Here is a 23,389-nt window from a genome sequence, read left to right as displayed (position 1 = left end):
TCTTTAAAAGCAGGGTTAAACCATGCGTTCTGTCAAGAGTTCGGTATACTAAGAATATTGAAATGACGAAAGTGGGGATGGCGGATGCAACAATTTTCAGGGTTAACGAGCGCGGAAGTACAAGCGCGGGTACAGCAAGGGTTAAAAAATACGGAACCACGGCCCCTCACTAAGTCCACGGGGCAAATCATTGCGGAGAACGTGTTTACTCTGTTTAATTTGATTAACGTAATCCTGGCGATCATGGTTTTTACGACCGGTAGTTACAAAAACATGCTCTTTATCCTGATTGCCACCGTCAACACGTTGATCGGAATCTTTCAAGAACTACGATCTAAACACCAAGTAGACAAGATGGCGTTACTATCGCATTCTCCGGTCACGGTGATTAGAAACGGGGCTCCCCAGGCAATTGCCCCGGCAGCCGTGGTTCAAGGCGATACCTTACAGGTTACCTTGGGTGACCAGTTTCCGGTCGACGGGACGGTACTTGCAACCGAGGAACTGGAAGTGGATGAGTCGCAAATCACTGGGGAAGCCGATCCCATCAGGAAGCAGGTGGGCGACCCGGTCACGTCGGGAAGTTTTGTGGTGAGTGGGAATGCCCTGATTCAAGTTACAAAAGTAGGGGCTGCCACGTTTGTAAACTCATTGACCGCCAAAATTAAGCCGACCCAACAAAATAACAGTCAGTTGCTTCGCCTGATCAACCGCATCATTAAAATTTTAACCATCATCATCGTGCCCTTGGGAACAATTCTCTTGGTATCCCGGTTTCTCCACGGGGTAGGGTATGCAGAAGCGATTCTCGGGACGGTTGCTGCCATGATGGGGATGATCCCCGAGGGTCTGGTTCTGTTATCGTCAGTTACCTTAGCAGTCTCTGCTTATCACCTCGCCCGGCAACACGTGCTGGTGCGGGACTTGGCTTCGATTGAAACTCTGGCCCGGGTTGATACCATTTGTTTGGATAAAACCGGAACGCTCACGAGTGGCGCCCTCCAGTTTAAACAACTCCAGTTAGAAACCACGCGGTACACGAAGGCGGAAGTCGGAGCGATTTTGGGTTCACTAGTAAACGGGATTGGGGACACGAACGAGACGGCCCGGACGTTACAGGCCCACTTTCAAGAACATCCCGATCCCGTGACTGACATTGTGCCCTTTTCGTCAGCGCGAAAGTGGAGTGGGGGCACGGTTGGAGCAGTTGGTAAATTTGCCATGGGGGCGCCCCAGTTTGTGTTGGACTTAACTCCCAAACAGCAAGCGGACGTCCAGCGGTTAGCGCAGGATGGTAACCGGGTCTTAGCCTTGGTGCAAGCGACCACGCTCCAAACCAATGACTTACAGGGAACGCAGTTAATTGCCTTCCTTTTAATTACGGATGTTATCCGGCCGGATGCCGCCTCCACGTTAGAGTACTTGCGGAATCAGGGCGTGACCGCCAAGGTGATTTCTGGAGACGATCCCACTACGGTTGCCCAGATTGCCAAGGCAACCGCGATTCCAGGTTGGCAACGGAGCGTTGATATGAGTCAAGTGGGAGCCGATGCGGACTATCAAGCGTTAGTTGCGAAGCACACCATTTTTGGGCGGGTGAAGCCCGCCCAAAAGGAACGGCTAATCAAAGCGCTTCAGGCGAATGGACACACGGTCGCAATGACTGGAGACGGGGTGAATGACATCCTGGCGTTACGCCAGTCTAACTGTGGGATTGCGATGGCCAGTGGAAACGAAAGTACCAAAAGCATTGCTGATTTTGTCTTGATGAATTCGAATTTTTCCGCGCTCATCAACGTTTTAAGGGAAGGGCGCCGGGTGATTAATAACATTGATAGCATTGCCTCGTTGTACCTGATTAAAACGATGTTTTCGGTAATGCTCAGTGTCCTCTTTTTGTTTCTGGCCAAGAGCTATCCGTTTGCACCAATCCAGTTAACCCCGATCAACAGCCTCATGGTAGGAATTCCGTCCTTTTTATTGGCCCTAGCCCCTGCGTTTCATCCAATCCGCGATCGGTTTATCGCTGGGATTACCGAAATTTCATTGCCGTCGGCGCTCACCGTGGTGATTAACGTTTTAGTAATCGATGGCCTCGGCAGTTTGTTGCACTGGCAGCAACTACAACTGTCCACTTTGAGCGTGCTCGTAACGGGCTTTGTCTGTTGGCAAGCGCTGATCTTAGTGAGTCGGCCCTTGAATCCCTACAAAACCGCGATCATTGCGGGCAGTATCATGCTCTTCTTAGGCACCTTCGTCCTGTTCCGCCACTTCTTGGGGTTTGCCTCGCTGGTTAGCTGGCCCCTCGGAGTGATTGGGTTAGTCCTGATTCTGCTAGTTAATCCCCTGTTTTTAGGGTTACAACGGGTAATCCACTGGTTAACAACGATCGTATCAGCCGTGTGGCGGAACCGGCGCCCGGCAGAGTAAGGATTATAGTTGAATTACCTGCGTGTGCACACGAAACTCGGTTTAAAATTTAATCTAGCTGATCAAAAAGCGTCCTCATCAAAGTTGATGGGGACGCTTTTTGGTAACTGTTTATTGATGGGAGCTAAGCCACTCCCTGACTTGTTGGTTAACTTCCACTTGATAGTTACCGGTGATGACTAATTTTTGGCCGGCACCTTCGTTACCACCCTTGACGGTTAAGCTAGGTTTGATCGTGGCACCAGGAGCGAGTTCTTTGATTTGGGCAAACAAAGTTCCGGTTCCAAACCCGGCGTTGGTAGCAAAGGGGAAAAGGGTTTTGCCCTGAAAAGCATAACTTGTTAAGAAGCTAGCCACTGGTTGGGGCAACGCCATGTCCCACGTTGGAGTTCCGAGGTAAATCGTGTCATATTCCGCAAAGTTTGGCACCTGGTTTGCTAACTCCGGACGCCGGTTAGCGTCTTGATCTGCCTGCGCCACGGTTTTTTGCTCTGCAAAGGAGGCCGGTAGGGGCTGTTTCGTTTGAATCGCGAACAGGTCGCCTCCTACGTGCGCGTGGATCAGCTGAGCAACTTCCTTGGTGTTGCCAGTCCGGGAAAAATAAGCGATTAAGGTTTTTGATTGTGGCATGGGATTCAATCCTTTCTATAACAAATAGTAATGCACAGCTAGAATAGCACAAAAAAGTGGGCAGGGCGCACTTTTACCCTAATTGATCTTAATTAATGAAGGCAAGGGATAATTTTTGAAGCCTTTTTTGTAAATTGATGGTATTTTTTGGAACATAAATTAAAAAAAGGTCCCTTTTAAGCCCCTTTTTTTGAAATTAAACTGTTTTTTTGTTATATATTTACAAACTGGGTGTTTCGCTGCTCGGTTTTTGATGATAGTATTTAAGGTGAATTAATCAGGAGATACAACCGGATTCAGAATTTGCAGAACTGCTGGATGCCGGTGGGCTGGAAGTTAGAAATAAAGGTGTTTTGCATGCATAAATATCAAACATTAGCTAAAAAAATAAAAAAACGCGCGCACGACCTGCAGAGCTTGACGGATCAGGAGCTGAAAAACCAAACGGTCCAGTTTCGCAATCAAATTAAACACGGGCGTCGCCTCGACGATTTACTCATTGAAGCCTATGCAACTGTTTGTGAAGCAGACCGGCGGGTTTTAGGGCTTTCTCCCTACCTGACCCAAATTATTGGAGCCTTAGTGCTCCACGAGGGCAACATTGCGGAAATGAAAACCGGAGAGGGAAAAACCCTCACGGCCACGATGCCCCTGTATTTACACGGCCTGATTGGGAACGGGGTGTTTTTGATCACGGCCAATCCCTACCTAGCACGGCGGGATGCTGAAGAAATCGGGAAGGTCTACCGCTGGTTGGGCTTAACCGTGGGGTTAGGCGTGACTAAGGACGATGACGAAGATGATGATGAACGGGATTTAGCTAAAATCTATGCCTCAGACATCGTGTACACCACCCACAGTAGCCTGGGGTTTGATTATTTATTTGATAACCTGGCCACGACCCCTGATGAACAGTACATTCATAATTTAGATTTCGCCATTATTGATGAAATTGATTCGATTTTGCTAGATCAAGCGCAAACGCCATTGATCGTGTCCGGAGCGCCGAACGTGAAATCGAATCTCTATGCGCTATCAGAACTGATGATTCACCAATTACAGGAACACGTTGATTTTGAAAAAGCGACGGACGGAAAAAGCGTGTGGTTAACGGAAGCGGGTTTGACCCACCTCGAAACCTATGCGGGCATCGATGATTTACTAAGTGAAGAGCACCATAATCTGTATCGGCACCTCGTGATTGCCTTAAAGGCGAACTACTTATTTACGAAGGATCGTGATTACGTGGTGGAAAACCACGAAGTGATTCTGCTGGATAAGATGAACGGGAGAAAGCTTCCGGGAACCAAACTCCAAGCAGGACTTCACCAAGCGATTGAAGCCAAGGAACATGCCAAAATTAGTGAAGAAAGCAAAGGGATGGCCAGCATTACCTACCAAAACTTATTTAAGCTGTTCCAACGAATTTCCGGGATGACTGGAACCGCCTTGACGGATGCCGATGAGTTTCGGGATACCTATCATTTAGATACCATCGTGATTCCGACCAACCGGAAGGTTATTCGCAAGGACCATCCGGATCAAGTGTATGTCACGAACCAGGCTAAAATCGAAGCTTCGTTGGCGAAGGTAATCGAAATTTCGCGCGCGCACCGGCCAATTTTAATTGAAACGGGCTCCGTCTCCATGTCGGAACTCTATTCCCGGCTCTTACTTTCAAAGGGGTATGCGCACAACATTTTAAATGCAACGAGTGCTGCTAAGGAAAATCGGATTATCAAAGAAGCTGGGAATTGTGATTCCATTACGGTGGCGACGGCAATGGCCGGTCGGGGCACGGATATTAAGCTGTCCCCCCAGGCCAAGCAAAACGGCGGGCTCTATGTGATTGGGACCGAACGGATGTCGTCGGCACGAATCGATAATCAACTGCGGGGTCGGGCCGGCCGGCAGGGAGAACCCGGCGATAGTATGTTTTTTGTCTCACTTGAGGATAAGATTGTGACGGAAAACGCTCCAAAGTGGGTCAAGAAATTCCGTAAGCGGGTGACAGCTGATCCTAATTTTGATCTTAGTCAACCGCTGGCAAGTCTGCGCTTCAAACACGTGGTTGATCGGGCGCAGGGCGTGCAAAAAAACAGCGAGGTTGCTGGGCGGCAACAAACGCTGGCTTTTGATGAGGTGGCGAAAGTGCAACGGAACTACTTGTATCAGTTACGAAACCGAATTATGCGGTCGGCGGACCTCAATCAGATCCTGAAAACGGCGATTCGATTGGCTGTTTCAGATTTTGTGGACCAGGCGACGAATTATACCGAGGTCATTGACTTCATTTACAACAACATTGACTACTTTTTTGTGGATGAAGCGGGAGAACTAGAGGCAAATTGGCAAACTCCCCGGTTTTTAACTGAGTACCTCATGAAGCTGATTCAACACCGGCAAATCAAGGTTGCCCAACAGTTTGATAATGAAGACCAGTTAGCGTACTACAAGCGGCTGGTGATCTTGAAGTCGTTGGATTTAATGTGGATTGAACAAGTTGATGCCTTGCAACAGTTAAAAGAAGTCGTTAGCAACCGAAACTGGGGTCAGCATAAACCGGTGTATGAATATCAAGATGAAGCACAACGATCCTTTAAAACCATGAAACGCGAAATTTACCGGTTGATTTTAAAGAACAGCCTGCTTTCTGAGATCGTTGATCAAGATGACGGCACGCTTAAAGTGATTTTTGTGTAAAGCCAGCACAAAGAAGAGGTTAGAAAGTGAAAATCGTACTAAAAAAAGGGTGCTTCACACTCGGATTGTTAATTATCTTCGAATTAGGTAGTCTGGTGCTCTTGCCAGGCTTTGCACCCAGAGACTACGTGGGCACGATTGAACAAAGCTCATACATTAACATTGTTTCTGGAAACTTTGGGAGTCAAATTACCGTTCCCAGTCTCTTCGCGCTCGGAATGGGCCCCTATATGACGGCCCTCATTATTTGGCAAACGTTGTCCGCCATTAATGAGAAATCATTTCAGCGGTTATCACAAAAAACGGTGGGAACGTTGCAAAAGGTAATCACGATTTTTTTGGCGGTTGTCCAAGCGATGGCGACGACCCTCTTATTTTTACGGTATCACCCCCACTACTTGGGTTTTTCCAGCGGGGCGTTTTACTTTATGACCCTTACCGTTCTCGTGGCCGGCGCGATGTTGATCGTGTGGATGGCTGATTTAAACGCGAAGTTTGGGATTGGGGGGACCAGTATCTTTATCATTCCTGGAATCATCAAGAACCTGCCAAGCGTTTTGAACTCCGGGCGCACCACGCCGTTGCAGTTTCCAGTTTGGGGATGGTTGATCGTGGCCGTGGTGATTCTCTTGTTCGTGATTGGCGCCGTGTTTATCAACAATTCCGAATTACGCATTGAAATTGAACGGATTAACATTAATAACCGGTTGACGAATTCGTATATTCCAATCAAAGTGCTGGTTTCCGGGGCGATGCCGTTTATGTTTGCTCTCTCCTTGTTCTCGATTCCGTCCCTGTTGGTAGCCGAATTACAGGGAAATGGGGGGCTAAAGGCAGGGCTAGCCACCCTCTTTTCGTTCAATACTTGGCAAGGGGTGGTGCTCTATGGCTGCATTATTGTGTTACTCGGATACGGATTTGCGTTCGTGAACTTTCAACCACATAACATTGCGAAGTCGTTAAAGAAAAATGGTGATTACATTATGGATGTAACGCCGGGGGTCACGACCGAAGCTTACTTAAAAACCCAGTTAATGCGAATGGCCTTTTTAGGGAATGGATATATTTTACTGGTAGCCACGGTGCCTTTAATCATTGGGTTATTTTTCAATCAAGTGACTAATTTTTCGTTCTTATTTGGGTCAATTCTGATCTTAATCACGATGTTGGACAGTATTTTTCAAGAAATCCGGGCACTGGTGAATAAGCAACAATACCAAATTTTTTAACTCGCTTTGTAGGAGTAGACGCATGTTTTACTTAATTCCAACGTGGAAACGCGATACGTTAGCGCTCGATTACGATGCCATTTTAAACTATGCTTTGATGCTGGAAGAAAATGATGAACCGTACGTGCTGGTGACGGATACGTTTCTACCAATGTTTATGTACCAATTAAATCAATTTAACTTACTGAATGCTCCGGTTTTTCAAGCGTTTGATGTCATTCAGGGAGTTCAGCCGCGGCTCGGGAAGCCCTTGGCACTAGAAGATTTGCCAGAGCTTAACCACCTGGATCGCATTTATTCGCCCCAGGGGGTGCTCCTGGTCCAGGGAAGACAACGGGTTGCTACTGCCCGGATGTTTGCGGATCAATTTTTGCAACAGCTTACTTATTATCATGGTGATCAACGTCAGGTGGATGATTTTGATGCCCGGGGGTTTTTAGCGCGGCGTCGCCAGTATCAGGGCCATGCGTTACAAACAGAAATCCTGTTTGACCCAACCGGAACTCCAGTGCTCACAGTTGATCAAACAGAAGCGGGCCGGGTGAGCATTAATCCTGACTGCCACCGCTTTAAGCACGCTAGCTATGCCTCATTGGATGAACTCGTCACGGAGGTGATGGAGCGGTATTTAGACCAGCAGCCCCACTCCGTTAACCTGGTCGCCGCGTTTGCGCGTGAAAACATGGCCATTACCAAGCAGTTACAACGGCATTACCGCACTGGCATCGTGATTAATCAGGATGACTATCGGGACCAAAAGCTCATGCACGCAGCGTTTCAACTGCGCTCACCGTTGTTACTCCCTAGTTCCAACGTGGCTGATCAAGTGCGCCAGTTGGGGCGGCACCATAATGCAGCGTTACACGTGGTATCACCGTACACAACCCAACTTGAGTTAGGAAATAGTAACAGTAATGATACGCAGATCATTTTTTGGCACGTCAGCACCATGCATGCAACCCGTTTCAAGCGCTTAGCTACCGGATTAATCGAACTAGTCTTGGCCGCGGAAGACAAAGAGTTGATGATTGATACTCATTCAGAAGCACTTTATGGATTGGCCCAAACGACCATTAAAAGGCAGGTGGAGGCGTATTTCCAGATCTCGATGACTTCGGAAGCCTTTCGGTGGGTCCAACGGTACCTGCGCAAAAAGGCGAAGCATCAGATTACGCCGCCGTTAGCCAAAGAGGCCAAGCTGCGCAAGCAACGGCCCGATTGGAAACGCTTGGTGCGCGCGTGTGAGACGTTAGACCGGTTACACGTGCAGGGTAATAGTTCGGTTGCGTTTTACAACCAAATTTTTGACCGGCTTCGGATTCTCGTTGATCTGGAAATTGTGCCAAATAACTATTTGCAGGTTAAAGCGATTAACGCCGGGATTCCGCAGATTAACCAAGTGCGCACGCAGTTTGTGAAGAATCAGCAGAACGGCGTGGTGGTTAAAAAAGATGATGAAGTGGTTTTAGCAGTGCAGGCCTTCTTAGATTCACTACAGCGGTGGAATCAGGCCTTGGTGGAGAATGTGAAGGAAATTTCGGCCTTTTCGGGAACGGCCAACATCGAAAAGTTGCAGGAGATTTTTAAAGGAATGGGGTCTTAAGGTGGCACGGATAACAAAGGTCATTCAGTTAGGAGGTTCGCAACTGCTGCTTCAAGCGGATCTTAGTGCACAATTTACCTTCCAGTACTTTCCCCTAAAAACACCAGAAGACGTTTTAGCAATGGAAGACGAACTGGTTGAAAACAATGCAATTAAAGGCAAATACCAAACGGCGGTGTTTCTGTTAGGAATTCAATCCTTTGCCTACTTGATGCCCGAGTTACTGCAAAAGTTACCGGCTCATCAAATTATTTATGATCAAGCCGGGCAGTTACCGCCAGAAATTGAGGAACTGCTACAGACCAAACTAGCCAAACCGGTTGATCTGCAAGATCGCTTGGAGCTGGCTCGGTTTATCGAAGAGGTCTTTTTTGGGGGTCAGTATGGGGTGCGACTGGGCTTTGAGCAGTTAGAGATTACTCCGGCCTTTAAAGGATGTGCCACGCAATTAGGGAACGGGCGCCTAACTCTCGGCCCCGTGGAACTGGAACACTGGACCCAGGCAATTAACGAACGAATGACGTTGGCGTTAGAACCGAATACGAACTTTGAATTTTGGCCGGAATTTGACCTTAATTCCGAAGCGGCGGTTCAGTTCAAACTGTATTTACTCGATCAAACGGGGCAAGAAGTCCTCGACTATCTGGTTGTTGACGGTGCGGCGGTTTGTGAACAGGCTTATCGGTTCCGAACGCCAACGCAGAGCTGTATGCTGTACGTTTCGGTGTTTTTGCAGGGGCAAGTGACTAAGTTTAACTTACAAAATCTCCACATTCGTAAGTATCGGCGTCAATTTGGAACCTATCTAGTTGATACCCAGATGATTACCGATCCAGTCAACGGGCACGGTCAAGTCGCTGCTTACTTTAACCCGGGCGATGGTCATCCGCCACTTAACGTCTACTTTAGTGGGTTTCGAACCGCAGAAGGGTTTGAAGGAAATCGGATGATGAGTCAATTAGGCGATGGCCACGCCCCCTTCCTACTGATTGCAGACGAACGGTTAGCCGGAGGGGCCTTTTACATTGGCAGTCCGGAGTTTGAAGCGGCAGTCATCCAGACGATTCAAGCTTGTTTAAATCAGCTACATCTGTCCTCCCATGATTTGATTCTGTCGGGCCTTTCAATGGGGACCACCGCGGCCTTGTACTACGCGGCAAACTTGGAGCCACATGCCGTTATCGTTGGAAAGCCCCTGGTCAATTTAGGTACCATTGCTGCGAACGAACGGATTAACCGGCCTCATCAGTTTGAAACGTCGCTGGACCTATTGTTATTGCGGGAAGGCGCCACCGATCAAGCGGCGCAAACCCGGTTAAACCAGTATTTCTGGGATAATTTTGCAACGGGCGATTTTACCCAGACGACCTTTGCGATTGCTTACATGCGCCAGGATGATTATGACACCCAAGCGTTTCATGATTTGTTTCGGTATCTAAAGGACGCGAACCCCTTTACCCGCATCTTGTATAAGGGACTTACTGGTCGACATAATGATGACACTAGTGGGGTAGTAGCATGGTTTCAACGGCAGTACGAGAATATCTTGGCGAGTGATTTTAAGCGAAAGGGTGGTGTAGATGCAGAATGATTGTGTGATTTTAACCTGGGGCCAAGCGCTAAACGCGGCTGAGACCCACGGCGCTAAGGTTAACTATGGGACCGATGGCGTTCGCTTTGCTGCGCCCATGTTACCCCCCGGAACCGATTTATATACCTGGCATTCACAGCAAAGTTTTGAGGTAACTCGCTCCCAAGGGGCACTTCCATTGTTAAAACCCGATCAGCAGTATCAATTACGGAGTGATGTACAGGCGGAACCGCAGGGATCACTCTACTTTAAACTAATGACGTATGATCGTCACCAGCACTTAGTGGAAGAGTTTCGCTTAGACCACGCGCACCAAACGTTTCGTTACCCGGCAACGGCGCAGACGTATTCACTAGCACTGGTCATGCAGGCTAATCAATCATTCCATTTTCGCTGGGCGGCGCTTGCTCCAGCGGCAGATTTAGCGACGGACCACGTCGAACTTAATTCGGATCTCAGTCTGACCTGGATTGCACCCCCGGCGGCAACCGGAATTAACTTGTATGTTGGGCGCCGAGATGCTGAGAGTTGGAGTGTTCCATTAGCTTCCAAGCAAATTAGTGCGGTGGTTCGGCTTAGTGAGCAGGAACTAGCGAGTGCCGCTGTTACCACTGCCGCGTTACACCGGCGGCTGGCGCCGGTTAAGGAACGGAATCAGCAGGAGTTGCCTGTAACAATTTGTGGGTATGGTTATCCTACTCCTCACTTAACGCAATTAGCACGGCAAGTGCTGCAGACTAGCAAATAAGGAATGTTAAGATGAAAAAAAAGACTAATGGCGAAGCGATGAATTTTTTTGTCAACCGTGCGATGGGAATTGGAAATTCTGGGATCGAACACGCCCAGTTTTATCGGGCGCAACGGTTTACAGAGGCCCACTTACCCTATCGGTTGGTGTTCGTACAGTTAATTAAAAACCTGCATGAAGCAATGGCGGAGTGGAACTTACAGAATGATCAAGTGATCAATATGTATGAATATTTTGTGCTGGGCGAACGGTACCTTACCAAGGGGGTGCGCCGGTTTTATAAACCACGTGATCAGCAGGTTGTCGATGGAACCAAGACCATCCGGATGTTAAAGTCGGTTACTAGTTCAGGAGTCCAAATCATGGAAACCATGGTGCGCTATTCTCAGCCGACGGAACTCCTGGCGGTTTCTAAAGTAGAATTGTTTGAATACTCCTCTGGAACCCGAAAAGTAACCTTTGATTTTTACCATAATCAAAAGGGAGGGACGGTAATCCGGAACATTCATTTGTTTGATCAAAATCAGCAGCATCTTTTCTTTCGCAATGAAATTCAGTTACAACGGTATTTTTTTGCGCAACTAGACCGGGTTTATGGTTACAAAAGTAACTGGTTTCTGGATCGGGGCGAAGAGAGTGAAGTGGCTCTCTTTTATCCGAAGTTTGCTAACAGTCGAGTGCTTGAAATGGTCCATGCCGATCATCTGGCTAACCGGGATGATCCTAACCATCCGTTGTGGAATAACTATTATGAATATGCGCTAACCCATTTAGACCGGATTGACCGGGCTGTATCAGCGACGCAACGGCAAACTGATGACTTTTTAGTCGATTTTCCCAATGAAACTCAGAAATTTGTTACGATTCCCGTAGGTGGGGTTGCTGATCATCCAGAGCCACCACGACGAACCTGGAAACCGGGCGAACAATTCCACTTGGTAACTGCCTCGCGGCTCGCTGGCGAAAAACACATTGATCTCGCAGTCCGCGCCATTGCTAAGCTACGCCAATTAGGGTTTGACGTGACCTTTGACATCTATGGAGTCGGCACGCAGGAAAAAATTATCAGTGATACCATCAAAACAGAAGGCTTGGAAGACTACGTGCACCTTAAGGGCTTTTCTAGTCAGCTTGACCGCGTTTACCCGCAGTACGATGCCTTTTTGACGGCTTCTTTTTCCGAAGGCTTTGGGCTAACCACCATTGAAGCTCTGAATGCCGGCCTACCAGTGGTCGCTTATGCCGCGCGGTTTGGGGCACTTGAATTAATCAAGGATGGAGTGAACGGCTTTTTGGAGCCGTTTAAAGTGGGAGATGACCATCTGTACTTTAACGTCAATAGCTTGGTTAACGGAGTTCAGCGCCTGCTAGCTTCGGACTATGCTCAGGTTCAAAAGGCAACCCAAGCGTCCATGAAGCCGTTTCGGCATCACGTCATTACGAAAAGGTGGGAGGAACTAGTTCATGCACTACGAAGTGGTAAATAAGATTGATGTGGAGCACCCCAGTTGGAGTAGTCAAAAAAAACGCTTGGAAGCAACGGGAGGAGAGGTAATCACGTTAGCTCCCAATCCGACGTTGCGGGATCAACTGAATGAAACCCAGGTCACCGGATTTAACGTTCTTGATCGGGTTACTGGGCGCACTATTGATTTTGATCCCAATACGTACCTATATTTCAACCAGCTTCCGACGGTTACTGGCGCTGAAATCTTCATGAACAGTGACTTTAGCGTTGATGTCATCGCCGATGGGAACGTAATTGGCAATGTGATTTTGTTACCGAAACTGCGTCGCCACGTGCAACAAGTGGACTACCTTTACGAAAATGGGGATCGTGATTTTACGGAAGTCTTTGCGAGCGATGGGAAAAAGTTTAGTAACGAAATTTACACCAATCGCCAACTACAGCGAATCGATTTTTATGATGATCAAGAACGTCCAGTTGTCCGGTTCTATTACTTCGGAGGTCGCTTAAACTACATCACGGTCGAAAACTTTAAGACGATGCGAATCACGGCAACCTACATTTCGATGGCTGATTTTTTGGCAACTGAAATGAAAAAAATTGTAAAAAAACAGGACACCGTTGGGATTAACTTCATGGGAAATGAACTGTGGTCGTTGGCCAAAACCAAATCGCACAATACGTTATATTTAGAAGAAGATCCCTTTACACCGGATGGTCGAATTAAGCAAAATTTAGCTGATATTTTGGCCGATAACATTAAGTTCGTGCAAACGGTCCGGATGCCCGCCCCGTATTTAGAAAAGCTTCGGGTTGCCGGCTTACCTACCAAGAAAATTGTGACGGATTAAGGTTATGGAGAGATAACACAGATGCCAATTAAAAAACATGATGATTTACAAACTGATATTCAAAAACGCTTTAATCAGGAAAAAAAGTATGTAACGGATGCTAGTGATGAGAAGCCACGGGGTCGCGGTTTTATGCTTGTGACTTCGATTATTATGTTAGTAATCGTTGTGATTAGTATGGTTTCAACGTTTGTTTCCTTTTTAAATTAGATAGGGTTACAACTTTATTTTTCCATTTTTTCATCAGGATTGACTTAGTTATTTTTAACTAAGTCAATCCTTTTTGTTTAGATAGATAATCGTCTGGGAGTGTCCAGACACGGACTCTCCGTCGTCAAGCAAACAAAAATTATCAAAATATAACCAGCCCTTTTTATTTTTTAGCAAAATCCATTGTAATATTGAAATTAATTTAGTGCAATCCAATTGGTTACGTTAATTGTACGTAACAATAAAATTTTTAGATGGGGGTTATCTGAATGGATGATAGAAGTAACCATAAGCAAAACCTCACTCGTCTAGTCCATGAAAATGGCAAAATACATTATAAGATGTATAAAGACGGAAAAAAGTGGGTTTTTGCTGGAATCACCCTGATGGGAGGAATTCTTGGTGCTAACGTTGGCGTCAGTGCAGCGCATGCTGATACAACGACGGGGGCCGGGAACAATCCCAGTAAGGAAGCAAAGAAGGATGTGCTAGCGGGAAATGATTCTGCAACCATCCCGTCGACATCGACTAGCAATTCTGGAGTCAGTAGTAATCAGGATTCGCAAGCCAAGTTAGACCAAGTCTCAACTAGTATGAGTGAAGCTTTACAGCTCTCAACTAGTAACAGTCAGTCATTGTCAATCTCTAACTCAACTAGTCTGAAGTTGTCCATATCAGCCTCAACTAGTCTGAGTATGAGCACTTCGACCAAGGCTGACCAAGAGGCTGGTACTGATCAACAGGTGCACCAGACTGATTTGGACCAAGCCAAGCAGCCAGCTACTGATCAATCGGTAGTTCGGCCCGAACAGCTGGAAAACCAACATGGTGGGCAAGGGACTGCTAACCAGTCAAGTAGCCAAGCTAACCAGACTGAAGAACAATCGGGTGCCCCGGTTGCTAAACTCCAAACCATGGTTGCTGGCGTTGCTACTGCTGATAACAACAAGGTGGCGCAGCAACAACCAGCTAATTCTGCGATTAACGAGCAGACAGCGTATAACGACATCAAACAAAAAGCACCACAAGATGCCGTGGTTTCAATTAACGCGCATGATGGAGTTGCTAACATTGGTTTACCAACCAACGTAACGCCAAGTGCCGCTGTTTTGGCAGGAATTACGGAAGCTGGTAAGAAGAATAATTTAAAGACCAACTTCGTACATTTGAATGCCGATGGTTCACAACGAGATACATTACACGTTGCCTCTGATCCGGACAGGAATCGGCAATCGTTTGAGGACCAAGTTAAAAATGGTGACTCTGCTAAAACGCCAACTTCAGTAACGGTATTAACTCCAGATCAAGTTACCAATAACGAACGTTATAAGCAGGCGGCAATTGCCAATAATGCTTACGCTAAGGTGGAAAGCTATAGCCAACTGAAAGCAGCTTGGGAAAATAATTCGATTCGTTATATTGACATTGCCAATGATATTCAGTTTAAAAATGGTGAGCAGCAAATTAAGACCAGAAATACTGGGAACAGTGTCATTATCAACGGAAATAATCATATTGTTGACTTAGGTAATAATAACTTTGCATTCAAAAACAATAGTGATAATCCGACTGAAATCACAATTTCTAATATTACTTTCAAACAGGGATATACCTCGAACAAAAATATTTCTAGCTCATTGGTATATGCTGCACAAGGTAAGTTCGTTACGGCTAATTTCAACAACGTGACGGTTCAACCATCAACTGCAGGGAATACCAAGGGCAATGTTCAAAATCCAATTCGGATTTTCTATGGGATAGGTTCTAAACTTACCTTCTCCGGAAATAATGTTTTTGAACTTTCAAATGAAATTGCTCGTGGAATGGGTAGAGTTGAAATTGCCAATAATGCACATGTAACTCTAAACCGGACTGCTAATGATAGTGAATTCTCAGAATTTAACTTTAATGTATACGAAAAAGACGGTAATGCTGGAGAAGGAAATCTCTTTATCATGGGGGATAACTCTTCCAATACCGTTAATTCATATGACAACAAAGCCGAAGACTTTCCTGCTATTTATCACAAACTTGGTGGGATGCGAGTCGGTGATAATGTTACCTGGTCACAAAGTGGATTCCGTTACTTCTTGAATGGTGATCAAGGGAACGCTGGACGTGACCATAAGAATGCGGAATTTATTTTTGGACAAAACTTCCACATTAAAGCAGATGCTGCTAATCGCCGTGGTGCAATTAAGTTAATTGGTAACCAGAAAGCGATTTTTAATGCAGGAACGGTGATGGATATTCAACAACAAGATAAACGTCCAGTTGTTGATTTACGAAATAATTCTAGCGTGGAATTTATTTCACCGAAATCTTTACACCTAGCAATTCAAGATGATGATGGACGACCTAATGCAGCTCGTAAAGGAATAATTTCTGGTACTGGAACCTTTACGATGGACAATTCTGGAATCAAAACTTGGATTAACAGAGATTCACCAGAGAACGTTCCCGATGGTAATGATAGTACAAAGTTTGTAAAACTTGTGGTGAAAAATGGAGAGGCAACTGTTACTGATTTAGATGGTCAAGTTGCTGATTCAACAATTCTGACTAATAATACTCGAGAATTACAAACAGAGGCTTTATCAGCCGGTAAGATCAAAATTGAGTAAGTTGATCAGTACGGTAAAGTCATTAAAACGACTGAAATTCCACAACAAGATCGCGGTTCGGTTGATTCTTATATTCCATTGAACACTGATCAGTTTGCGAACAAAGAAATGCCAGAACATTACATGTGGGGCTTAGGAAAACAAGTTCCTGAGGCTGCGCAAAATGATGCACAATCTGGCGGTGATCCAACTAGTACCGCTGATAATGGTGATGAAACCGGACAAGCAAATTTAGCAATTGTGCCAATGGATGGGCAGACGTACACATATAAAATTTATGTATATGGTCAACCTAATAAGAATGTTACTTATCGGTATGTTGATGTAAATACTGGGAAGGTAATTGAAGTAAATGGCAAAGTTGCTGGGCAAGAAGCAGCTGGGACTAAGAATGTTCCCGCAAATTATGGAAATAAAATTAATTGGAATGATCCTTACTATACCCAAGAAAATGCTCCGGCTGGATATCATTATGCAACTGGTCAGTATCTAAAAGGTAACCAACAACCTAGTGAGATGGTAGTTACTGATCAACCACAAAATACTAAAATTTATGTAATTGCTGATACCTATCCATCTGAATCAACTTCAACAAGTAATAGTAATTCTGTAAGTACGAGTAATAGTTATTCAATTAGTGAATCTAATAGTTTGAGTACTTCGGATAGTGCGAGTGTCAGTGAATCTGATAGTTTGAGTGTTTCAGATAGTGCGAGTGTTAGTGCCTCCGATAGTTTGAGTGCTTCGGATAGTGCGAGTGTCAGTGAATCTGATAGTTTGAGTGCTTCGGATAGTGCGAGTGTTAGTGCCTCTAATAGTTTGAGTGCTTCGGATAGTGCGAGTGTCAGTGAATCTGATAGTTTGAGTGTTTCAGATAGTGCGAGTGTTAGTGCCTCTAATAGTTTGAGTGTTTCAGATAGTGCGAGTGTTAGTGCCTCCGATAGTTTGAGTGCTTCGGATAGTGCAAGTGTTAGTGCCTCAGACAGTCTGAGCGTGTCCGATAGTGCGAGTGTCAGTGCCTCCGATAGCTTAAGCATGTCGGACAGCGCCAGTGTTAGTGCCTCAGACAGCCTAAGCATGTCGGACAGTGCGAGTGTCAGTGCCTCTGACAGCCTAAGCGTGTCGGATAGTGCGAGTGTTAGTGCTTCTGATAGTTTGAGCACATCAGATAGTGCAAGTATCAGTACTTCAAACAGTACGAGTGACTCGGCCAGCTTGAGTACTTCAAACAGTGCCAGCTTGTCAATGAGTACGAGTGACTCAGCAAGCTTGAGCACTTCAAACAGTGCCAGCTTGTCAATGAGTACGAGTGACTCAGCAAGCTTGAGCACTTCAAATAGTGCCAGCTTGTCAATGAGTACAAGTGATTCAGCAAGCTTGAGCACTTCAAATAGTGCGAGCCTGTCAATGAGTACAAGTGACTCGGCCAGCTTAAGTAGTTCGAACAGTGCGAGTCTGTCAATGAGTACAAATGATTCAGCAAGTTTGAGCACTTCAAATAGTGCCAGCTTGTCAATGAGTACAAGTGATTCAGCCAGCTTGAGCACTTCGAACAGTACCAGCTTGTCAATGAGTACAAGTGATTCAGCAAGCTTGAGCACTTCAAACAGTGCCAGCTTGTCAATGAGTACGAGTGACTCGGCCAGCTTGAGCACTTCAAACAGTGCCAGCTTGTCAATGAGTACGAGTGACTCAGCAAGCTTGAGCACTTCAAATAGTGCGAGCCTGTCAATGAGTACAAGTGACTCGGCCAGCTTGAGCACTTCAAACAGTGCCAGCTTGTCAATGAGTACGAGTGACTCAGCAAGCTTGAGCACTTCAAACAGTGCCAGCTTGTCAATGAGTACGAGTGACTCAGCAAGCTTGAGCACTTCAAATAGTGCGAGCCTGTCAATGAGTACAAGTGACTCGGCCAGCTTGAGCACTTCAAACAGTGCCAGCTTGTCAATGAGTACGAGTGACTCAGCAAGCTTGAGCACTTCAAACAGTGCCAGCTTGTCAATGAGTACAAGTGACTCGGCCAGCTTGAGCACTTCGAACAGTACCAGCTTGTCAATGAGTACAAGTGATTCAGCAAGCTTGAGCACTTCAAATAGTGCAAGCCTGTCAATGAGTACAAGTGACTCGGCCAGCTTGAGTGCCTCTGACTTAAACAGCGCTTCGATGAGTGCAAGTACATCTGCTAGTGTTGCTGCTTCAGACGCTAACAGTTTATCGATGAGTACTAGCACTTCACTAAGTACAAGTGCGTCGAAATTTGTTAGCGAATCTATGAGTGCAAGTTCTTCACTAAGCACAAGTGCTTCTGATTTTATCAGTGCTTCATTAGGTAATCATGGATCGATGACAGTCAATAGCATGAGTGAGGCAGCCAGGGTTTCAAATGGAAACGGGACTGTGCTGAATCAAAATGCTACTGAAGAAAAGCAGAAACAGCCTAGTTCCAAGCAGCAAAAATTACCGCAAACTGGTAGTGATCAGCAAAATCTGACGTTGCTAGGCTTGTTGACGATGTTCCTAGCCGGATTGGGAATTAAACGGCGGAAACGCGACGAAAAGTAGTGCAACAATTAAATAAAAACTGGTAATGATTAGTAATGGTGTGGTTGCTTATTTACCAATTTAGTTTTTGGGATCTATTTCGATTTAACGATTGAAATAGATCCTTTTTTGATTGATAAAGTGATTTTATAAGTGAAGTTAAATTATGAAAATATAATTATCTGATTGATAATTAGCTTTTAATTTTTATAAATTTTTGGAAAAATTATCCGAGCTGGAAGCCTTGTCCAGCAAGGGATTCGGGTGTTTTTGAGCTCGTGATTTGAATTTTTTTGAGCAAAAATGAGTTTTTTTGCTAGACAAGAAAAATGCGTAGTGATATATTTAATTGTGCGCGATAGATAAGTAGGCAACTGCTTAACGTGCGGCATGGAAACTATTGGTGAGTAAAACGATGAGAGTCGGTTACTCAAAGAACAGAAAGGATGTTTATTTTATGTTTAAACACACACGCAAACTACAGTACAACGCCAAACCTGATCGTCCAGATCCATTAATGGCTCGTCGGCTTCAAGAATCATTGGGTGGCCAATGGGGTGAAGTTACGGGTATGATGTCATACCTTTCCCAAGGTTGGTCTTCAACTGGCGACGAAAAGTACAAGGATCTTTTATTAGATACTGGTACTGAAGAAATCGCCCACGTTGAAATGATTTCAACGATGATCGCCTACTTATTAGAAGGCGCTCCATTTAGCGAACAAGATGCTGCTTACGAAAAAGATCCTGCCTTGGCTTCTGTAATGGCTGGGATGGATCCAGAACACGCCCTTGTTCACGGGATGACTGCTAGCTTGAACAACCCGAACGGTTTTGGTTGGAACGCTGGCTACGCTACTTCAAGTGGTAACCTTGTTGCTGACATGCGTTTCAACGTTACGCGTGAATCAGAAGCTCGTTTACAAGTTAGTCGTCTTTACTACATGACTGAAGACGAAGGTATTCGTGATATGCTTAAATTCTTGTTGGCTCGTGAGACTCAACACCAATTACAATTCATGAAGGCCCAAGAAGAATTAGAAGATAAGTACGGCGTAATCGTACCTGGTGATATGAAAGAAATCGAACACAAAGAATTTGCTCACGTATTGATGAACTTCTCTGATGGTGAAGGATCACGTGCCTTTGAAGGACAAGTTGCTAAAGATGGTGAGAAATTCACTTACCAAGAAAACCCAGAAGCAATGGGTGGAATTCCTGAAACAAAGCCAGCTGACAAGCGACTTCACAACGACCAAGGTTAATTTTTATCCTTTGGTTCAAATGGAAGACCGAATCTGCAATTTGCAGATTCGGTCTTTTTGTGTTTATTTTTTGCTAAATACGCGTGCCACAATTGTGATAATGGTCAATAACAAGGCGATGCAACAGGACCAACCAAGGGTCCCCTGCGGAGAATTATAGGCAATTACTGGTAGGAGGTTGAGCACGGCATTGGTTTTAATAGCGTTGACCAGAATGTAAATGGGCACCCAACTAACCAACGTGATTACTAAGAGTAGGTAAAAGTAGCCTTTTTTATGAAAAAGCCCGCCAAATTTTAATTTTGTTATTAAATTAACAAAGTCAATGAAGCAAAACAACATAATCATGATAAACTAAGGCCGAATCTAATTACTTAGTGGGTTGCTATCCGTAAGTCGATTATTTTGTCGACACGCCACTTAAAAAACAAAAGGAGATTTTACTTATGCAAATGACTTCAAAGCGGAAAAACCAAATTATTAGATGGGCGTATCAGACAGCTGGGTCCAACTGGTTTGACTATCTAGGGGTTGCGCTGGTTTTAGTAGCTACGCTTTCAGCGGGATACTACGCCACGACAATGGCGCAATCGCCAATTCCTTGGTTACGGACCAGTAGTTGGAAGTGGTTCCCGTTGGGGATTGTATCGACCATTTCCGCCGTTTTGTCGGTATTATCGACTCGGTACGTCGGAAAGCTTAACAACCTTGGGAATTTGATTGGGTTCATTAACATTGTGATTGCCGGGTTTGTCGACTATGCGTTAGGGAACTTTGGCGCCATTTATACGTACCCGATTTCGTTCGTGCTCAACATGTTGGCTTGGTGCACGTGGCGGACCATTTTTAAAAACCGCAAGGGAACGGTTCCTCATGCTAAAGTGGTGATGCCGATGATTGCGGTCTTGGCTGTGCTAGTTAGCTTTGGGATTAACTACTTCGCGTTTCGCCAGGTTAACTTTTTGTTCATCATGACGTCGTTGGTCTTCTCGTTTTCCCTGATGGCCGACACGTTAAACGTGTTCAAAGTGAAATCCCAGTGGACTGCTTGGGGTGTTTATAACGTGCTGCAATTGATTCGGAACGTAACGATGGGCAACTGGGCGAACGTCGGCAAGTACATTTACTACGTTTTGAACTCTGTGATTTCGTTTGTATATTGGAAATTGACGGGGAAATCGTTGCGCCATGACTAGAATTCAATCTTGATAAAATTAAGTAACAAAATAAGCGTCTGCTTATTGCTGAAAATGCAATGAGGAGGCGCTTTTTCATTTGCATAAATAATTAAACCAAAATTAATGTAGAAAAAATAAAATTTTTCTTCCGGTTTAAGAATCTGGTTACAACTGGTGATAAAAATAGGATGAAAGCGAATTCAAAATCAGAAAAATTTAAATAAGTTCGTCATTTACTGATGAAAATTAAAAAATAATATTGTAAGTTTGGAAAATGCGTCATATAATGAGTGAAATTTAAATTAAAGTTAAGTTATTGGCTTGGAGACGATTTTATGACAGCACCGACGACAAAACGACAAACACTGCTTACGGTTAAGAATCTAACCACTTCATTTAAAATTGACGGAAAATTTTATCCAGCGATTTCTGAAATCAATCTGAAAATTAAACAGGATGAAATTTTAGCAATTGTGGGTGAATCTGGGTGTGGCAAGAGCACGTTGGTTAATTCAATCATGGGCTTGCAGGATCCAGCCGAAACGAAGATTAGTGGTGAAATTGAGTTTGAAGGACAAGATTTAACTCAGCTTGACGAACATACATACAATCAGATTCGGGGCGCCAAAATTGGAATGATCTTTCAAGATCCCCTGTCAGCCCTCGACCCCTTGAAGCGGATTGAAGAACAGATTCAAGAAACACTGATTTACCATACCGATTTAAACGCTCATGAACGGCATGCTCGGGTGCTGGATCTGTTAGATCAGGTTGGAATCGTTGATCCGAAACGAACTGCGCATCAATTTCCCCACCAACTATCTGGCGGGATGCGGCAACGGGTTGTCATTGCGATTGCGATTGCCTGTAAGCCAGACTTCATCATTGCGGATGAACCAACAACTGCTCTGGATGTTACGATTCAAGCTCAAATTCTAGACCTACTCCGCCACATTCAAACTGAAAACCACGCTAGCATCATTCTCATCACTCACGACTTAGGGGTGGTGGCCGAAACCGCCGATTACGTGCACGTGATGTATGCCGGTAAAATCGTGGAAAAGGGCACGGTGGAACAGATTTTTAATCAGCCAAAACATCCCTACACCCGGTCATTATTAAAATCAATTCCCCAAGCGGACAGTGAAAACGATGATTTATACGTGATTCAAGGCTCCGTTCCATCACTGCAAAAGATGCCCAAAACGGGAGATGCCTTTGCTCCGCGGATCCCCTGGATTCCGAAAGGTGACCATGAAGCACATCCGAAAATGCACCGCTTAGCGGATGGACACGAAGTCCGTTGTACCTGTTATCAACATTTTTACTTTAAGGAGGAAAGTGACGCATGAACTTGTTAACTGTTAATGATTTAAAAGTTCACTTTCCGATTCGGGGCGGGTTTTTCAATCGCGTGGTTGATAAGGTTTACGCCGTTGATGGAATCAGCTTTTCCATTGAACCCGGAGAATCATTTGGCTTGGTTGGTGAATCAGGATCCGGAAAATCAACCACTGGTCGGACAATCATCGGATTAGAAAAGGCGACTGCCGGCAAGATTGAATTTGAAGGGCACCCGATTGATACCAAACACGAACGCGAAAAGTTGAACTACGATAAAGAAGTACAAATGATCTTTCAAGATTCCTTTTCGAGTTTGAACCCGCGTAAACGGGTGGAAAGTATCATTGCGGAACCCTTGAAAAACTTCGAAAATTTGACTCCCGAACAAGAAAAAATCCGGGTGCTACAACTGATGAAAATTGTGGGATTAGCACCAGAGATGCTTTACAAGTATCCGCACCAATTTTCTGGAGGGCAACGGCAACGGATCGGAATTGCCCGGGCCGTGGCTACTAACCCGAAGTTAATTATTGCGGACGAACCCGTTTCTGCCTTGGACTTATCCGTTCAAGCCCAGGTGTTGAACTTCATGAAGCAGATCCAACGAGAAATCGGGGTTTCCTACCTCTTTATCTCCCACGATTTAGGGGTGGTACGGCACATGTGTGATCGAATCGCGATTATGAACCGAGGTCAAATCGTCGAAATTGGAACGCGCAATGACATTTATCGCAACGCCAAACACATTTACACCCAACGATTATTAGCCGCCATTCCAAGTACGAACCTGGAAAAGCGAGCAAGCAATTTGGAACACCGCAAAGCAGTGGAAAAAGCTTACCAAGCCCACAAAGATGATTACTACGATGAAACCGGGAAGGCATATCCAATGGTAGAAGTTAGTCCGGGACACCTCGTTTCGTTACCACCCAAAGAAGCATTGAAGTACAAGCAATTAAAGGAGGATGACTAATC

Annotated in this window: 18 protein-coding genes; 16 read left to right on the top strand and 2 right to left on the bottom strand. The window is 45.3% G+C overall.

What is annotated here, in order from left to right:
- Positions 1-84 precede the first annotated feature (84 nt).
- Entirely contained in the window at positions 85-2,430 is a 2,346-nt protein-coding gene (locus M8332_RS06325; RefSeq protein ID WP_252780013.1) for an HAD-IC family P-type ATPase, read from the top strand.
- A gap of 111 nt (positions 2,431-2,541) precedes the next feature.
- Here the strand turns inward: M8332_RS06325 and M8332_RS06320 are convergent, their stop codons facing one another.
- On the bottom strand, positions 2,542-3,060 hold the full coding sequence (locus tag M8332_RS06320; protein ID WP_252780012.1) for a flavodoxin: 519 nt from the start codon (positions 3,058-3,060) through the stop codon (positions 2,542-2,544).
- A gap of 357 nt (positions 3,061-3,417) precedes the next feature.
- Between M8332_RS06320 and secA2 the strand changes: the two genes are divergently transcribed.
- From secA2 to M8332_RS06270, 10 genes are all read left to right on the top strand, one after another.
- Positions 3,418-5,763, top strand: a complete 2,346-nt coding sequence (gene secA2 / locus M8332_RS06315; protein ID WP_252780011.1) for an accessory Sec system translocase SecA2 — start codon at positions 3,418-3,420, stop codon at positions 5,761-5,763.
- Between the two features lie 26 nt (positions 5,764-5,789).
- On the top strand, positions 5,790-6,992 hold the full coding sequence (locus M8332_RS06310) for an accessory Sec system protein translocase subunit SecY2 (protein ID WP_252780009.1): 1,203 nt from the start codon (positions 5,790-5,792) through the stop codon (positions 6,990-6,992).
- 22 nt (positions 6,993-7,014) lie between these two features.
- Complete coding sequence (gene asp1, locus M8332_RS06305) at positions 7,015-8,595, top strand: accessory Sec system protein Asp1 (protein WP_252780008.1); 1,581 nt, start codon at positions 7,015-7,017, stop codon at positions 8,593-8,595.
- A gap of 1 nt (position 8,596) precedes the next feature.
- Positions 8,597-10,186: an accessory Sec system protein Asp2 gene (gene asp2 / locus M8332_RS06300; protein WP_252780006.1), complete on the top strand. Its 1,590-nt coding sequence runs from the start codon at positions 8,597-8,599 to the stop codon at positions 10,184-10,186.
- Complete coding sequence (asp3, locus tag M8332_RS06295) at positions 10,176-10,934, top strand: accessory Sec system protein Asp3 (protein ID WP_252780004.1); 759 nt, start codon at positions 10,176-10,178, stop codon at positions 10,932-10,934. The genes asp2 and asp3 overlap by 11 nt, the downstream gene beginning before the upstream one ends.
- Before the next feature lie 11 nt (positions 10,935-10,945).
- Positions 10,946-12,421, top strand: coding sequence for a glycosyltransferase (locus tag M8332_RS06290; RefSeq protein ID WP_252780002.1), 1,476 nt, complete (start codon positions 10,946-10,948; stop codon positions 12,419-12,421).
- Positions 12,399-13,253 carry a hypothetical protein gene (locus M8332_RS06285; protein ID WP_252780001.1) on the top strand — a complete coding sequence of 285 codons (855 nt, stop codon included), beginning with the start codon at positions 12,399-12,401 and terminating at the stop codon, positions 13,251-13,253. The genes M8332_RS06290 and M8332_RS06285 overlap by 23 nt, the downstream gene beginning before the upstream one ends.
- Before the next feature lie 21 nt (positions 13,254-13,274).
- Positions 13,275-13,463: a hypothetical protein gene (locus M8332_RS06280; protein ID WP_252780000.1), complete on the top strand. Its 189-nt coding sequence runs from the start codon at positions 13,275-13,277 to the stop codon at positions 13,461-13,463.
- A gap of 269 nt (positions 13,464-13,732) precedes the next feature.
- Positions 13,733-16,087: a KxYKxGKxW signal peptide domain-containing protein gene (locus M8332_RS06275; protein WP_252779999.1), complete on the top strand. Its 2,355-nt coding sequence runs from the start codon at positions 13,733-13,735 to the stop codon at positions 16,085-16,087.
- A gap of 352 nt (positions 16,088-16,439) precedes the next feature.
- Positions 16,440-16,580 carry a hypothetical protein gene (locus M8332_RS06270; RefSeq protein WP_252779998.1) on the top strand — a complete coding sequence of 47 codons (141 nt, stop codon included), beginning with the start codon at positions 16,440-16,442 and terminating at the stop codon, positions 16,578-16,580.
- Positions 16,581-16,713: 133 nt separating this feature from the next.
- Here the strand turns inward: M8332_RS06270 and M8332_RS06265 are convergent, their stop codons facing one another.
- Positions 16,714-18,318: a hypothetical protein gene (locus M8332_RS06265; RefSeq protein ID WP_252779997.1), complete on the bottom strand. Its 1,605-nt coding sequence runs from the start codon at positions 18,316-18,318 to the stop codon at positions 16,714-16,716.
- 40 nt (positions 18,319-18,358) lie between these two features.
- Here M8332_RS06265 and M8332_RS06260 point away from each other — a divergent pair, with 40 nt between their 5' ends.
- The 5 genes from M8332_RS06260 to M8332_RS06240 all read left to right on the top strand — a co-directional run bounded on the left by M8332_RS06260 (position 18,359) and on the right by M8332_RS06240 (position 23,387).
- On the top strand, positions 18,359-18,649 hold the full coding sequence (locus M8332_RS06260; protein ID WP_252779996.1) for an LPXTG cell wall anchor domain-containing protein: 291 nt from the start codon (positions 18,359-18,361) through the stop codon (positions 18,647-18,649).
- A 436-nt stretch (positions 18,650-19,085) separates the two neighbouring features.
- Positions 19,086-19,892 (top strand): manganese catalase, encoded by an 807-nt coding sequence (locus M8332_RS06255; protein ID WP_252779995.1) that lies wholly within the window; start codon positions 19,086-19,088, stop codon positions 19,890-19,892.
- Positions 19,893-20,338: 446 nt separating this feature from the next.
- On the top strand, positions 20,339-21,088 hold the full coding sequence (locus M8332_RS06250; RefSeq protein ID WP_252779994.1) for a nicotinamide mononucleotide transporter: 750 nt from the start codon (positions 20,339-20,341) through the stop codon (positions 21,086-21,088).
- A gap of 317 nt (positions 21,089-21,405) precedes the next feature.
- The gene (locus M8332_RS06245) at positions 21,406-22,422 is read left to right on the top strand and encodes an ABC transporter ATP-binding protein (RefSeq protein ID WP_252779993.1); all 1,017 of its coding nucleotides are present in this window, start codon (positions 21,406-21,408) and stop codon (positions 22,420-22,422) included.
- Positions 22,419-23,387: an ABC transporter ATP-binding protein gene (locus tag M8332_RS06240; RefSeq protein ID WP_252779992.1), complete on the top strand. Its 969-nt coding sequence runs from the start codon at positions 22,419-22,421 to the stop codon at positions 23,385-23,387. Before M8332_RS06245 ends, M8332_RS06240 begins: the two co-directional genes overlap by 4 nt.
- Positions 23,388-23,389: the final 2 nt, after the last annotated feature.

Origin of the sequence: Fructilactobacillus ixorae (assembly GCF_024029915.1) — a bacterium.
Taxonomy (GTDB): domain Bacteria; phylum Bacillota; class Bacilli; order Lactobacillales; family Lactobacillaceae; genus Fructilactobacillus; species Fructilactobacillus ixorae.
Note: the sequence above shows the minus strand (reverse complement) of the source record. Positions and strands in the feature narration are given on the sequence as shown.

Bases quoted from the DNA above. Each gene is read 5' to 3' on its own strand.
- M8332_RS06325 (WP_252780013.1), top strand. From the start codon at position 85: ATGCAACAATTTTCAGGGTTAACGAGCGCGGAAGTACAAGCGCGGGTA.
- M8332_RS06320 (WP_252780012.1), bottom strand. From the start codon at position 3,060: ATGCCACAATCAAAAACCTTAATCGCTTATTTTTCCCGGACTGGCAAC.
- secA2 (WP_252780011.1), top strand. From the start codon at position 3,418: ATGCATAAATATCAAACATTAGCTAAAAAAATAAAAAAACGCGCGCAC.
- asp1 (WP_252780008.1), top strand. From the start codon at position 7,015: ATGTTTTACTTAATTCCAACGTGGAAACGCGATACGTTAGCGCTCGAT.
- asp3 (WP_252780004.1), top strand. From the start codon at position 10,176: ATGCAGAATGATTGTGTGATTTTAACCTGGGGCCAAGCGCTAAACGCG.
- M8332_RS06290 (WP_252780002.1), top strand. From the start codon at position 10,946: ATGAAAAAAAAGACTAATGGCGAAGCGATGAATTTTTTTGTCAACCGT.
- M8332_RS06285 (WP_252780001.1), top strand. From the start codon at position 12,399: ATGCACTACGAAGTGGTAAATAAGATTGATGTGGAGCACCCCAGTTGG.
- M8332_RS06280 (WP_252780000.1), top strand. From the start codon at position 13,275: ATGCCAATTAAAAAACATGATGATTTACAAACTGATATTCAAAAACGC.
- M8332_RS06275 (WP_252779999.1), top strand. From the start codon at position 13,733: ATGGATGATAGAAGTAACCATAAGCAAAACCTCACTCGTCTAGTCCAT.
- M8332_RS06270 (WP_252779998.1), top strand. From the start codon at position 16,440: ATGGCAAAGTTGCTGGGCAAGAAGCAGCTGGGACTAAGAATGTTCCCG.
- M8332_RS06260 (WP_252779996.1), top strand. From the start codon at position 18,359: ATGAGTGCAAGTTCTTCACTAAGCACAAGTGCTTCTGATTTTATCAGT.
- M8332_RS06255 (WP_252779995.1), top strand. From the start codon at position 19,086: ATGTTTAAACACACACGCAAACTACAGTACAACGCCAAACCTGATCGT.
- M8332_RS06250 (WP_252779994.1), top strand. From the start codon at position 20,339: ATGCAAATGACTTCAAAGCGGAAAAACCAAATTATTAGATGGGCGTAT.
- M8332_RS06245 (WP_252779993.1), top strand. From the start codon at position 21,406: ATGACAGCACCGACGACAAAACGACAAACACTGCTTACGGTTAAGAAT.
- M8332_RS06240 (WP_252779992.1), top strand. From the start codon at position 22,419: ATGAACTTGTTAACTGTTAATGATTTAAAAGTTCACTTTCCGATTCGG.